Origin of the sequence: Ileibacterium valens (assembly GCF_001945525.1) — a bacterium.
GTDB classification, from domain to species: Bacteria; Bacillota_I; Bacilli_A; order Erysipelotrichales; family Erysipelotrichaceae; genus Ileibacterium; species Ileibacterium valens.
On sequence record NZ_MPJW01000132.1, the window covers coordinates 1 to 13,979 of the forward strand.

A 13,979-nucleotide genomic window follows, 5' to 3' on the forward strand; every position below is an offset into this window, starting at 1 on the left:
TGATGTCTAATGGCCGATATTTTACCGACATCACCTGCGTTTCACCGCCCCCAGCTCTCTTTTAATATGCTCAAAATTGTACATCTTTTAATTACCCAATTTGTACATTTTCTGATTGACATTTACAAAGTTCAGTCGTTGATTACTTGTTTTAAGAAAAATGTTCGAGAACTCCAACGAAGTTTATAGTTTTTTTTGAATTCTGAATCAAAAATATTTGCGCGTTTTTAAACTGCATAATTTTAAAAGGATGTAATAGTTATTTGTTGAAAATAATCAAACTGACTCTGTTGTTCAATTTTCGTACTTCGAGAAAATGAAAAACGATCAGATCCAGACTCTAAAGAAATTCCCCGAAAAAAAACAGCCCGATTCTCTGGAATGTAAGAAATGGGCTGTTTTTGGAGATTATATGGATGTTTAAAAACAAATTGTGAATACTGAATATTATATAAATCCATTCGTTACGCAACCATTGCGAAAATGAGCGGCGGGAATTTGTCACTTTTGTTTCAAAAAAAATTAATAACCTTTCAGACAGTTCTGACAGGGGGAATATCCCTGGTTCTTTAAGGATTCAATCGAATCATTGACGGCCTGTTTGTTTTTCTCTTTCATTTTGGAAACCGATTTACAGTTTGGAACATGGATTTTATGAGAATTTGTATTCAGGATATAGTCAGCTGCAGCTGGCTGGGAATTATTTGTCGTCTGATTATGATGGACTTCATCATGATGATCCTGCTGGTGTTCCTGGTGGTGATTGCCGGTCGATTGACTCGTATTCCCACTTTGATTCTGGTAGATCGACTTGCTTCCAAGAGCATAAGGATCCGGCGCAGTCTGTTCTTTAAAAGTGATTGTATCTTCAGTCATTGTAAAGGTGATTTCACCTTGCTGGTCGGTTCGGTAAATATCCAGGTTTCTGTCTTCAAAAGCCTTCACAGTTTCCATATGCGGATGGCCATAGGAGTTATCTTTACCGCAGCTGATGATTACACTCTCTGGATCAACAGCATCAAGAAAAGCAGCACTCGACGAAGAGGATGATCCGTGATGACCAGCAACATATACATCACTTTTTAACTTGTTTCCAAAGGTTGAGACCATTTCCTGTTCAGAATCATATTCCGCATCTCCACTGATCAGCAAAGAAGAATCCCCGAGTTCAATCCGGATGGCTAGAGAATAATCATTATTTTCAGAATAGGAATGATTTTGCGGAGATAGAAAAGTGACTGTCGCCTCTTTAAATTCAAAGGTATCTTTTGGTTTTGGATGAATCAGTTCAATGTTTTGTTCAACAATTTCATTGTGAAATGAATTGCAGACTCTTGTATCACATGCATAGTCTGGAGCGTAAACCACATCGGTTGTCATCGTGTTCAAAGCACCAACCAGACCATTGAGATGATCGGCATCATAATGACTGACAATCATCTGATCGATTTCGCTGATTCCATTTTTCCTGAGCCAGCTGACAACATAACTTGAATAATCGCGGTCCCCGCCATCATACATAAGAACATCATCACCACTGATGGCTACTATTCCCAGACCCTGACCGACATCAAGAACATGGACTTCAATTTCCTGATCGGAAGATTTTGCGTTCTTCAGGACAGAAGGATCTGATTTAGCATTGACTGCGCTGCATCCCGTGATCATCAAGGCAGCAGAAATGAAGAGGGTTGTTTTAAACCATTTTGATGCAGCAAAAGTAAAATTCTGATGTTTAGAAAGATTTTTTGTTCGCATATTTTTCCCTTCTTTTTCCTTTTTCATCTGCCTCTATCATAATCGACAATGAAACATTATCGATGACAGATTTAATGATTTATGGAAAATGTTCGATAAACCGCTGGATTTAGATGGATAAAGATTTGAAAAGAGGATTTTCATGGCTATAATGGTAAAAAATGCGATGAACGGGAGGAGTATCTGATCTCCGGCACTACAGAGAGCTTTCAAAAGGTGAAAGAAGGCAGAAGGAATCAGAGAAGGTAGCCCGGGAGCTCAAAATGTGAACAAGAAGATTTGATATTTTTCCTGATGGAAAAATAAACTGACTTTATTAGCGTTTTGCGCAGGGACAGCGTTATGTCAAAGAGGCAAAAGCCAGGAAGGATACGGATTCAATTGATATTCATTTTCATTTCGCAATGAATTGAAGAGGAATGGACAAAACTTCCTGAAGAAATGGGGCTTTTGTAACGAAGGTGGTACCGCGAACTCAGTTCGTCCTTTGGACCGCTCTTTTTTTTTGCCTGTTTTTGCTCAAGATTCATCGCATAAATCAGAAAGGAACAGAAACATGAGTGAACTTTCAAAAAAGTATGATCACCATTTAGTTGAAAATCCAGAAACCTACCAGAACTGGATCGAAAAAGGATATTTCACGGCTGGCGATCAGTCAAAAATTCCATATTCAATCGTTATTCCACCTCCAAACGTAACTGGCAAACTGCACCTGGGCCATGCTCTTGATACCGCCATGCAGGATATTTTATCCCGCTATAAAAGAGCCCAGGGATTTGACGTTCTCTGGCTTTCCGGTATGGATCATGCAGGTATTGCGACTCAGGCAAAAGTTGATGCCAGACTGCAGTCAGAAGGAATTTCCCGCTATGATATTGGCCGTGAAAAATTTCTGGAACGCGCCTGGGAGTGGAAAGAAGAATACGCTTCTCATATTCGTGAACAGTGGGCTAAACTTGGACTTTCACTAGATTATTCAAGAGAGCGTTTTACTCTCGATGACGGACTCAATGATGCCGTACTGACTACCTTTGTGAATCTCTACAACGAAGGCTTGATTTATCAGGGAGAGCGAATTATTAACTGGGATCCACAGGCCAGAACCGCGCTTTCAAACATTGAAGTGATTCATGAAGAAACGCCAGGCAAAATGTACTACTTCAAATATCCTGTTCAGGAAACCGGAGATGAGCTGATTATTGCCACAACAAGACCTGAGACTATGTTTGCCGACCAGGCAGTATTTGTTCATCCGGATGATGAACGTTATAAAAAGTATGTTGGTCTGCATGTCCTGAATCCGGTAAACAATGAAGCTCTGCCAATTATGGCCGATGATTACATTGATCTTGATTTTGGAACAGCAGTGATGAAATGTACTCCAGCTCACGATCCAAATGACTTTAATCTGGCTAAAAAATACAATCTGAAGATGCCGGTTTGTATGAATCCAGATGGAACGATGAACGAACTGGCTGGAAAATACAAAGATATGGATCGCTTCGAATGTCGAAAAGCGGTAGTCGCTGATCTCGATGCCAATGGAATGGTTGATCATATCGAAGATCATCCGCATATGGTTGGTCATTCAGAACGAACAGGAGTGATTGTTGAGCCTTATCTTTCCAAGCAGTGGTTCGTTCGAATGAAACCATTAGCAGATGCGGTATTGGAAGCTCAGAAAGGGGATCAGAAGATCGACTTCATCCCACCTCGCTTTTCAAGAACATTTGAACAGTGGCTCGAAAATATTGAAGACTGGTGTATTTCCAGACAGTTATGGTGGGGTCATCGAATTCCAGCCTGGTTCCATAAGGAAACAGGAGAAATTTATGTCGGCAAACTGGCACCAGAAGACATTGAAAACTGGAAGCAGGATGAAGATGTGCTTGATACCTGGTTCTCGAGCGGATTATGGCCTTTTGCCACAATGGGCTGGCCAGAAGAAACAGATGATTATCAGCGTTACTATCCAACCGATGTCTTAGTCACCGGCTATGACATCATCTTCTTCTGGGTGGCACGTATGGCTTTCCAGGCGCGTTTTGATACGAATAACCGTCCGTTCAAGGAAGTCTTAATTCATGGACTGATCCGTGATCCGCAGGGAAGAAAGATGTCCAAGTCGCTAGGAAATGGAATTGATCCGATGGATGTTATTGAAGAAAAAGGGGCGGATGCCCTACGCTTCTTCCTGACGACAAACTCAACTCCGGGTCAGGATTTCCGCTATGATCCTTCAAAAGTTGATGCCGCATGGAACTTTATTAACAAGATCTGGAACGCCTCCCGTTATGTGCAGATGCAGATTGGCGAAGAGCTGCCGCAGCTTGATCTTGATGCCCTGCAGGATGCAGATCTTTGGATCCTCTCCCGTCTGAACGAAACGATTGAAAGTGCAACTCAGAATCTGGATCGTTATGAGTTAGCTATTGCAGCCAATGAAGTTCTTCACTTTGCCTGGGATGATTTCTGCTCCTGGTATATTGAACTTTCTAAAGCGGCATTAAACAGTAAAGATGAAAAGACAGCAGAAAATACGAAAGCGGTTCTGGCTTATGTTTTAAAACAGATTCTGATTCTGCTTTCACCGTACATGCCATTTGTAACCGAGCACATTTATCAGAATCTTCCTTATGAAAAGGAAAGCATTCAGCTAGAAAGCTGGCCTGCTGTTATGGAACTGCCTTCTTCTGAGACAACTGTTGAAAATATGACCATTCTGATCTCAGCAATTGAAGCCATTCGAGAAATAAAACGTCAGTATAATCTGAAGCCAAAAGAAATCATTGAAGTGCGGATTGAGGATGAAAATGGAAGTCCAAGAATCTTCCCGAAGACCATTGCCGACCTTTTGGAAGGAATGGCAAAAGTGCATCTGAATGAAGAACTGAGCGGTGATCTGTTAAGCCGAAACATTCATAAAGGGCTCATTCGAACTGAAATGTCTTCTCTGATCAATCTTGATGAAGAAAAAGCCAAACTTGAAAAACTGATCGAAAAGCTTGAAAAAGAAGTTGCACGTTCTGAAAAGATGCTTTCCAATCCTGGATTTACTTCCAAGGCTCCAGCTGCCAAGATTGAAGCTGAAGAAACAAAACTCAAAAACAACCAGGAACAGTTAGCACTTTCGGTTAAACAACTTGAAGAGCTGATCGCAAAGATGCAAGGTTAATCCTGGTTTGGACCGCAGCTGAGAGATTGATAATCAATAGCATGGATTCAAATTCAAAATGACATTTTACCTAAAGTCTTTGAATCTGACTTTTTAGAAAAAGTGCTTTAAAATGGGCCTATGAAAACAGTCCATATTGATGCGAAACGCATTATGCAAAGCGATCATCCTTTTGAAGCGTTATGTGCTTTGTTCAACCTGAAGAGCCGATCATTTGACGAATTCAAAACTCATCTGATGCTCGATCACGAACCCATTATTGCGGAAGTGGCCAACTGTCCAGTCCGGAACAAAACCTGGGAACAGCTCTCGGACCTTCTTGAAGGCATTCAGCAGCATTCCAATACCTTTTATCTGATCTGGGGTACTCAGGATGATATGGTCAATCCCGATGCGGTTGATCCTGAACATGAACTTGAAAATCCTTCCTGGGCACTTCCAGCTCAGTCATAACAGCAATAAAGCAATAATATATATTCTTAAGCCATTTTGCGGTTAATCGATATTTGCAGAATGGCTTTTTTCGTTCGTCATCTAAAAACCTCAAAAAAACAATATGAATTGGTTGTAATACGCTGAATTTGCATTCAAAAAAAGACTATTCTAAGATTTGAAGAATAACCGGATTCTGTTGGAAATCGCTAAGACATAGATATCCAACCAAAATAATCAATGAATCTGAAACGACCTGGAGGAAAGAGAAATGAAAGAATCGACAACCGGAATTCAACCGGTTTTTGAAGCCAGGAGGCCAATAAAATCAGAGGCAATCAAAATCGCTGAAACCATTATTCAGGCAGGCAGCATGCTTCTGACTGCTGGAGCAGAAGTCTATCGCGTTGAAGAGACGATGCAAAGAATGGGACTATCTATTGAAGGTGTCAAAGAATGCAATCCATATGTTTCGGCAACTGGAATTATGTGTACAGTCTGTACAGAAGATGAAATGGCTACCAAAGTAGCAAGGATTTATTCCTCAGAACGAAATATCAGTATTATTAATGCCATTAACTCGTTAAGCCGAAAGTGTGTTCATGACCATTTGAATGTCCTTGAGATTGATCGTGAATTAAATCAGATTAAGCATATACCGGTTTATCATGCGCAGATGAAGTCTTTGTTTGGCGCGATTGGAGCTGGTGGTTTTGCGGTCTTCTTTTATGGGAGACTGATGGATGTAGCGGCTTCATTTGTGATTGGCTGGGTTATTCGCGAATGTGGATTGTATTTTGAAAAAATTCGGCTCAATCCGTTTTTAATCATTATTGTGCAGTCTTTTGTGGCAGCGATTATAGCTCGCATTTCTCATTATCTTTCCATGGATTGTGATGTGAATACAATTATCATATCTACACTGATGCTCCTGGTTCCAGGGCTTTCCATAACCAATGGAATTCGAGATACAATGATGGGCGATTATTTATCCGGCCTGGTTCGATTTACTGAGTCATTTGTGATTGCCGCTTCGATTGCAATAGGAGCAGGGTTAGGTATCTATGCGTTCTGATTTTTTACTTCAATTTCATCGTGCGAAACTTAACCTGATCGAATTGTCCGCAAGTGGAAATAGAGGAGGCTATACTTATGCTTCTTGAAATCTTTTTAAGGGGTTTTATCGGTGCAGGACTTGCCTCATTAGGGTTTGCGGTATTGTTTAATGTCCGGAATTATTATGTCTGGTATGCCGCATTTGCGGGTGGAGTGGGTGGTTTTGTCTATCTGATCTGCTCAAAGATGTTAAACATGGATGCAGCGGTTTCAAATTTTCTGGGAGCCATCGCGCTGACGATCTGTGCAGAAATCATGGCCCGAAAACTCAAAATCACAGTAACTACGATTTTAGCCTGTGCATTGATTCCACTGGTTCCAGGAGGAGATGCGTATCGCTTTATGACCGCATTTATCGATGGCGATATTTATAAAGGGCTGTCTTATGCGTTATCGACTTTTACTATTGCTGGCATGATCTGTCTGGGAACCTTAATTGTTTCGGCTCTGACCCGTTTTTTCTTCTTTACAAGAGGGAAGATGGAAAAAGCAGTCAGCAGTGCAAAAACCAAAACTGAATCAGTAAAATCTTCAATCTATGCAAAGGCACCTAAGCGGGACAAATCAAAGTCCTGTCTGGATTCGAATTCATTCTCAAATCAAGGAAAAATCACTAAACAGAATCTCACAAAAAAACAGTCAAAAAACAGCTCAGACTCCGATTGAAAAGTCTGAGCATTTTTTGACTTTTTTGAATATTGAACCACCATATTGAATATTCAGTCCAAAAATGAATTTGAATTTGATTTAAGCAGATTCAAAGGATGAAGTTTCTTGAACTGGCAGTTCAGATTTAAGGTAATTCATAATAGCTTTTGGATGCTTGAGCTGCTCTTCAAGCTGTCTGCCATAATCTTTGATATTGCTTACAAGTTTTTCAGAAGGCGAAGCCGACAGTTTCTTCAATTTTTCAAGCTTCTTCTGATCAACGGCTGTGTAATATTCGGGCATATATTTTTTCTTTGCGAAAAGATGAACCATTGAACGTCGAATATATTTTTCCTGGACCACCCGTTTTTGATTGAGTAACCACGCACCTGCGATAATCAGGACCATAATCATTCCTAACCATCCAAGAATTGGATACAGATTTGAGATCAGATCCTTAAATCCGCCAAAACTTGCAGCATAACCTGAGGCAACCAGAATGATCATCCAGATTCTGGTTTTTCTGGTATTGCCCTTTGCAAAACGAGAAGCATCCGCATAGAACAGTGAAAAAGCTGTGTTAAAAATCAAAGCAAATATAACCAGTGCATAGAAACCGGAAAGTACTGGAGATATTTTTGCAACAAGGGATAGCATTGGCATTTCAGCTTCCTTAATTGAAATTATGTTGGCAAACATGGAAAAGGCAGCACCCATAATGACAAGACCAATCATTGAACCGCCAAGTAATCCAGCTTTTTTTGCGGTATCAATCCGGAGAATTGATCCGCCCAGAACAAATGCCATTGATACACCTGTAAGCATACAGAGCGAAAAGTAATTGATCACAGATAGAAAAATGTTTGGCATTGGCGATGCGAGCGTTGATGCAGTGGCTGAAAGAGTTGAGAAATCAAAGTCGAAATGCATCAGGGATACGCAAGAAATCAGTGCGATCATAACGATAACGATTGGAGTGAAGATTCCAAGAATTCCGGTAATTTTTTCGAAATCAAGAAAGGAAACCAGAATGATTAACGCACAACAGATGAGTGCTCCCATCCAGGTTGGAATATGAAACTGCTGCTGCAGATTGCTTCCTGCACCGGCAATCATAACAAAACCGATAATAAAGTTTGCCGCGATCAGAATGGCATCAATGATGCGGGTGATCCACGGGCTGGTGATATGTGAGAAGACTTCCTGGTGACTTTGTGCACCAAAACAGGAGCCTAAGCTAAGAATGATTTTTCCAAAGATAATGTTCAGAACTCCAAGTACTGCTGCACCAATTAATCCAGGCGTTCCGAAACTTAAAAAGTATTGGAGGATATCCTGTCCGCTTGACAGGCCGGCTCCAACAATAACCCCTACATACGCGAATGCGATTTTAAAAATTTCTTTTCTATTACTCAATACGTCTCCTCCTTTACGAAAAACATTTATCTGAGTTAAAAAATACTTCTTTATAATACATTTTGTGTTAGATACAACCAATTTATTTGACTTAGAAATTTCTTTTTCAGTTGTTTTCGGATAAAATAATTGTTCGTTTTTTCGATGTGAATTCAGAAGATTCTGGTCTGCTTTAACGGACGAGTAACTGCAAAACAATCAGTTCTTTCATGGAATGAATTGTAAAAGGAAAGGAAGATAAGAACACAAGCTGTTTTGATTAGACTCACAGATATGAATAACAGCTGTGAACATGGAAAGATTAAAAGGTATTACAGGTATGGTTGTAAGCAATGATGGATGAAGGCTGACTCTCCTGATAAATGAATGGAACAGACTGTATACAAAAAAACCGAAAAAATGAATATTCCATTTTTTCGGTTAAAGATTGTTCTTTGAATCTGATTATTTCAGGTTTCAACTTTATTAAGAATCTGCTGGATAGTTATCCTCTTGATGCAGCTGACATTTTTTCACGGTAGAGGGCGCGACGATCCTGGGCGGTTAAGCCTTTTTTACGGATTCGAATGGAATCCGGAGTGACTTCAACAAGCTCATCGTCGTTGATCCATTCAAGTGCTTCTTCAAGTGAGAACACTCTTGGAGGGGTTAAAAGCATGGCTTCATCACGTCCTGAAGAACGGATAGCAGTCAGCTTTTTGTTTTTTAGCGGGTTAACATCCATATCGATGTTTCGAGCCGATTCACCGATGATCATACCTTCATAAACTTCAGTCTGAGGTCCAATGAATAAGGCTCCGCGTTCCTGAAGGTTCCATAAGGCATAGGTCATTGCGGTTCCGGTATCTGTAGATATCATGGCTCCGAGCATTCGCTGAGGAATTTCTCCAAGATAAGGAATATATCCGCTTACACGGCGAACCAGAGTTCCTTCACCATGAGTTTCGTTGATGAACTGAGTTCTGAAACCTAAGAGTCCGCGGGTTGGGGCTTCATAAGTCAGACGGACATAGCCGTTTTCTTCTTCCATGTTAACCATGGTTCCTTTGCGAAGATTTAAGGCATTAATAATCGTTCCGGAATATTGTTCTGGCATCAGACAAACAACTTCTTCGAGCGGTTCTACCTTCACGCCATTCTCATCCTTATGAAGGATGACTTCTGGTTTTGAAACAGCTAATTCATAACCTTCACGACGCATGTTTTCAATCAGGATGGAAATATGAAGTTCGCCGCGTCCGCTGACTTTAAAACAGTCAGCGCTTTCGGTTGGTTCAACTTTCAGTCCGACATTGACTTCAAGTTCCTTTTCAAGGCGTTCCTTGATGTTTCTGGAAGTTACGTATTTGCCGCTGCGTCCAGCAAAAGGCGACTTGTTGACATTGAAGTTCATCGAAAGTGTTGGCTCTTCAATAGGGATATGAGGCATGGCTTCAACATGCATTGGATCGCAGATTGTATCTCCAATCGACAGGTCAGGCATGCCGGAAATCACAACGATGTCGCCGGAATGAGCTTCCTTGACTGGGGTTCTTGAGAGCCCCTTATACACAAACAGGTTTGAAATGGTTTCCTTGTGTTCAATACCATCTGTATTGACACGGATATAGGAGTCTCCCTGACGAAGAACACCCTGATAGATTCGTCCAATTCCTAAACGGCCAATATAATCATCATAAGCTAAAGCGGATACCTGCATTTTGACAGGTTCCTCATCCAGGTTTGGATAAGTCTTTGTATGTTCAAGAATTGTTTCAAACAAGGGCTCGATGTTTTCAGAATTGTCATCCAGTTCCCTGGAAACCTTACCTTCACGGGCTACGCCATAAAGGATCGGGAAGTCAAGCTGTTCATCGGTCGCATTCAGATCTAGGAAAAGTTCGTAAACTTCATCCACCACTTCTTCTGCTCTTTGATCCTTCTTATCGATTTTATTAATCAGTAATATTGGTTTGAGTCCGATTTCAAGGGCTTTTGATAAGACGAAACGGGTCTGAGGCATTGGACCTTCAGAGGCGTCTACAAGCAGAATTACAGTATCAACCGTACGGATGATACGTTCTACTTCACTTGAAAAATCGGCGTGGCCGGGGGTATCCACAATATTAATCTTGACTCCATCATGAATTACGGAGCAGTTTTTTGAATAAATGGTAATGCCGCGTTCGCGTTCAAGATCATTCGAATCCATGACGCAGTCAACGACTTCTTCGTTTTCACGGAATACATCACTCTGCCGCAGGAAAGCGTCTACCAGAGTGGATTTTCCGGCGTCGACATGGGCAATGACCGCAATATTAATAATATCTTCTCTGTCTGCCATAAGGTCTCACTTTCATTAAAATCCAACCTGTATTATATGCGGGTTTTTCGGAAGTTCAAATCTGGCAAACAGGTTGTGCATCTCGTTGAAAAAATGGCAGAAAAGTGCTTTCTTTTCGATCGGCTTGATACGTGATTTCAGTTTTATGAACCTGCCATTGGAAAAGAAAAGAGATCAGGAAATGATGAAATCCAGAATTGAAGCAAATATTGTATGAAGAAAGTCGAGGTCAAAGGAATATAAAGCACTGAAATATTTTTTTTCAATGAAAAAATACGGACCAAATCCCTCGCTCAAATTTCTGAACAAAAAGAGATGAGTTCTAGAAATGACAGAAAAAGGATTTTGAATACGCCAAATTAAGATTGATAATGGTCTGAGAAGAAAAAGTGCCGAAAACAGATAGGATCGTTGAAACCGATTTATTTCGTTTCAGCAATCGTTTTCATGGAAAATTTCTTTCAGAGCTTAATTCGTGGTATCTTATTAAGGACACCCAAATAGTTCCTGTTTGGGCAACGATTTTGAAGTGCTGCAAAAGGAGAAAATTGAATGAAAGTTGAATACTATAAGGAGTATTCCAATTTCCTGAATCGCGATATGGAATTTAAGATGTATGGTCATAGCGGACCGCTTTGCCTGGTCATTCCATGTCAGGATGGACGTTTTTTTGAATGGGAAGATCGCCATATGTTTAATCTGATGGGCGATCTGATCAACGATGGACGAATTCAGTTTGTTACTGTTGATTCAGTTGATCATGAAACCTGGTCTTCCTTTGGCCGATCCGACTGGCGAATGGCGCAACAGGAAAACTGGGTACAATACGTGATGAATGAACTGATTCCAAGTGCTTTAGCCAAAGCTGGCAAGGATCAGTCTGAACCCATGATGGTTATGGGAGCGAGTATGGGAGCCACACATGCTGCTAATTTGTTTTTCCGTTTCCCGGATCGGTTTAATAAGGTCCTTGCTCTAAGCGGAATCTACGATATGTCACCTTATATTTATGATGGCAATTTTGATGAGAACTTCTATAAGAATAATCCAATGTCCTATCTGCCGAATATGCCTCATGATCATGAATATATTCAGAAATACAATCAGGCGAATGCGGTATTTGTCGTCGGTCAGGGAGCCTGGGAAAATGAATGCCAGAACGACTTAAGAAAGCTGGCAGACGTGCTCTATAAAAAGGGAATTCATTCTTCAATCAATTTCTGGGGATATGATATTCCGCATGACTGGCCTAGCTGGGAAAGACAGATCTCACTGTACCTGCCTGGAATGGTATAAAAAGCAAGCGTCGAAACTCTGTCCAAACACATGTGTTCAATGGAGTCCGACGCTTTTTCTGTTTGATGAGCGGATAAAATCGAATAAAAATTCAGTACAAGATTGGTTTTGAAACAAGCAGGCCTTCTTTGGATGATTATCAGCATAGAAAAAGACACTGGACGTCTCAGTGTCTTTTAGATCAGAAAATCTCATGATTTTCCTCCATGCTTGTTTATTATCGGCGCATGGTCTGTATTGTAAATAGAAAGGAGGCGCTTGGGCTGATCCCAAGACGTCTTCATTATACCCAGATTGGATAATGGTGAAAAGGGGGGATGGAAATGGCGTTAAGTAAAGAAACGGTTTATGTGTATTTAACATGTGAATATGATACTAAAACATCTCAAACAGTTTATAGCGCTCTCTTATTCTCTGAGTCGCGCCGCAAACCCCTGTTTGCCAGGCTGGAAAGTATTCTGAAAAGTTCCTGGAAAGGAAGCCGTTTAAAAGAACTGTCCGTTTTGCAAATAGATGCTAGAAATGAAAAGATTGCGCGAGATCTTTTGCGGGCGCTTTTTTCAAGCAATCAGGCAGATGGTCTGTTTTTAGACTATACAGAAGGCAACTCGACCAAGAATAATTTTGAGTGGATGAGTTTTATTAAGCAATTGTCACAGTCTCTTCAAAACAAGAATGGAGTGATTGTTTATGATCCCCAGAATATTCGGCCATCGACAATCAACACCGGTTTAAAAAAAGGCGCTTTACACGCAGAAACTCTCAAAGAAGATTGTTCAGATTCCATTGGTCTTCAGATCTCGTCTTTTTTAGGACAGATTCAAGTCGAACAAAGAAATGAACTGAATCAGGCGATGATGGAAATGTTCAGCCGGGAGCTGAAGATCGATAAGCATTTTCACTCAATCAATGGGGATATGCTCTGGATTACGTCACAGCTTGATCAGGATCAAAGCAAACTGGTGATGCAGGCAATTTCCATGAATCCGGCTTTGGTCCACTCCGGACTGATCGAAAAGATGATTCGAAAAAAGTCTTCATATAAAGAATATCAAAATCTTCTGGAAATAATTCAGGAGGGAATTGATCCAGAAGCCCTGGCTCAATCATCAGGAAATAATATTGAATCCAAAGCCAGCAATGTAAGAAAAAAATCCATGCAGCTCGATGGTCCTCTGCAAAAGCTGACACAGAAAAGCGATGAAAAGAAAGCCAAAGAACAATTTGAAAACCTTGTCCGTTCTCTTGACTTTAAAGAGCAGGGTGACATGCAGGAAAATCAAAGGGAATGGCTTAAAAATCGTTTTGAAGAGGAATGGACAAAAATACTTACAAAAATTGATAAAGCTGATAATCCTGCGCTTGCAATTGAACAAATTAGCAGGAGTTTAAAGTCCATAAAAAAGAAGCATGCTTTCATTGGCTGCTATTGTGATCCCAAAAACCGCAAAGAACAGATCATGGCTCTGATTCCCTATCATTATTCCAAAGAAATGGTCCCGGCATTTCAGGACTGGCTGCCATCTGTTTTTGAGTCTTTTGGAACGTCCTTAGAGAACGCGGCGTCAAATGATGATTTTAAGCAATGGATCGATGATTATTTTATTCGAGTCTATCCTGATGATGGTTTATGCTACAGTGATCAGATGAAATCGTTGATTATCAAAATCGCAGAGTACTCAAAATCAACCTTTATTCACATGTCTCTTTTAACTGGGCAGGATCTCAAAGCCGTTTTAGTGGAGAACAACTGGTATTTGCCTTATCTTCTTGAAAACGAAGAAGAACAGCCCGTTTTATGACTGGCAAGACTTG

At 40.6% G+C, this 13,979-nt stretch carries 9 protein-coding genes and 1 other annotated feature; of the genes, 6 read left to right on the plus strand and 3 right to left on the minus strand.

Annotated features, from left to right (window positions below):
- Positions 1–522 precede the first annotated feature (522 nt).
- A complete protein-coding gene (locus BO222_RS06415; protein ID WP_158024569.1) occupies positions 523–1,758 on the minus strand; it encodes a ComEC/Rec2 family competence protein in 1,236 nt (411 codons plus the stop codon).
- Positions 1,759–1,915: 157 nt separating this feature from the next.
- Positions 1,916–2,249 (plus strand) — a binding site (T-box leader).
- A 65-nt stretch (positions 2,250–2,314) separates the two neighbouring features.
- On the opposite strand from BO222_RS06415, the gene BO222_RS06420 reads away from it, so the two are divergent.
- From BO222_RS06420 to BO222_RS06435, 4 genes are all read left to right on the plus strand, one after another.
- Positions 2,315–4,933 carry a valine--tRNA ligase gene (locus BO222_RS06420; RefSeq protein WP_075819422.1) on the plus strand — a complete coding sequence of 873 codons (2,619 nt, stop codon included), beginning with the start codon at positions 2,315–2,317 and terminating at the stop codon, positions 4,931–4,933.
- Positions 4,934–5,053: 120 nt separating this feature from the next.
- A complete protein-coding gene (locus tag BO222_RS06425; RefSeq protein ID WP_075819424.1) occupies positions 5,054–5,386 on the plus strand; it encodes a hypothetical protein in 333 nt (110 codons plus the stop codon).
- A gap of 250 nt (positions 5,387–5,636) precedes the next feature.
- Complete coding sequence (locus BO222_RS06430; protein WP_083647709.1) at positions 5,637–6,440, plus strand: threonine/serine exporter family protein; 804 nt, start codon at positions 5,637–5,639, stop codon at positions 6,438–6,440.
- Positions 6,441–6,517: 77 nt separating this feature from the next.
- On the plus strand, positions 6,518–7,147 hold the full coding sequence (locus BO222_RS06435) for a threonine/serine exporter family protein (RefSeq protein WP_075819426.1): 630 nt from the start codon (positions 6,518–6,520) through the stop codon (positions 7,145–7,147).
- A gap of 81 nt (positions 7,148–7,228) precedes the next feature.
- On the opposite strand, the gene BO222_RS06440 is transcribed toward BO222_RS06435, so the two are convergent.
- Together BO222_RS06440 and typA are read right to left on the minus strand one after the other, a co-directional pair.
- Positions 7,229–8,545, minus strand: coding sequence for a YkvI family membrane protein (locus BO222_RS06440; RefSeq protein WP_075819428.1), 1,317 nt, complete (start codon positions 8,543–8,545; stop codon positions 7,229–7,231).
- A 484-nt stretch (positions 8,546–9,029) separates the two neighbouring features.
- Positions 9,030–10,868: a translational GTPase TypA gene (gene typA / locus BO222_RS06445; RefSeq protein WP_075819430.1), complete on the minus strand. Its 1,839-nt coding sequence runs from the start codon at positions 10,866–10,868 to the stop codon at positions 9,030–9,032.
- Between the two features lie 552 nt (positions 10,869–11,420).
- Between typA and BO222_RS06450 the strand changes: the two genes are divergently transcribed.
- Both BO222_RS06450 and BO222_RS06455 read left to right on the plus strand, forming a co-directional pair.
- Positions 11,421–12,164 (plus strand): esterase family protein, encoded by a 744-nt coding sequence (locus tag BO222_RS06450; RefSeq protein WP_075819432.1) that lies wholly within the window; start codon positions 11,421–11,423, stop codon positions 12,162–12,164.
- 323 nt (positions 12,165–12,487) lie between these two features.
- Positions 12,488–13,966, plus strand: coding sequence for a hypothetical protein (locus BO222_RS06455; protein WP_143356960.1), 1,479 nt, complete (start codon positions 12,488–12,490; stop codon positions 13,964–13,966).
- The last annotated feature ends 13 nt before the right edge of the window (positions 13,967–13,979 follow it).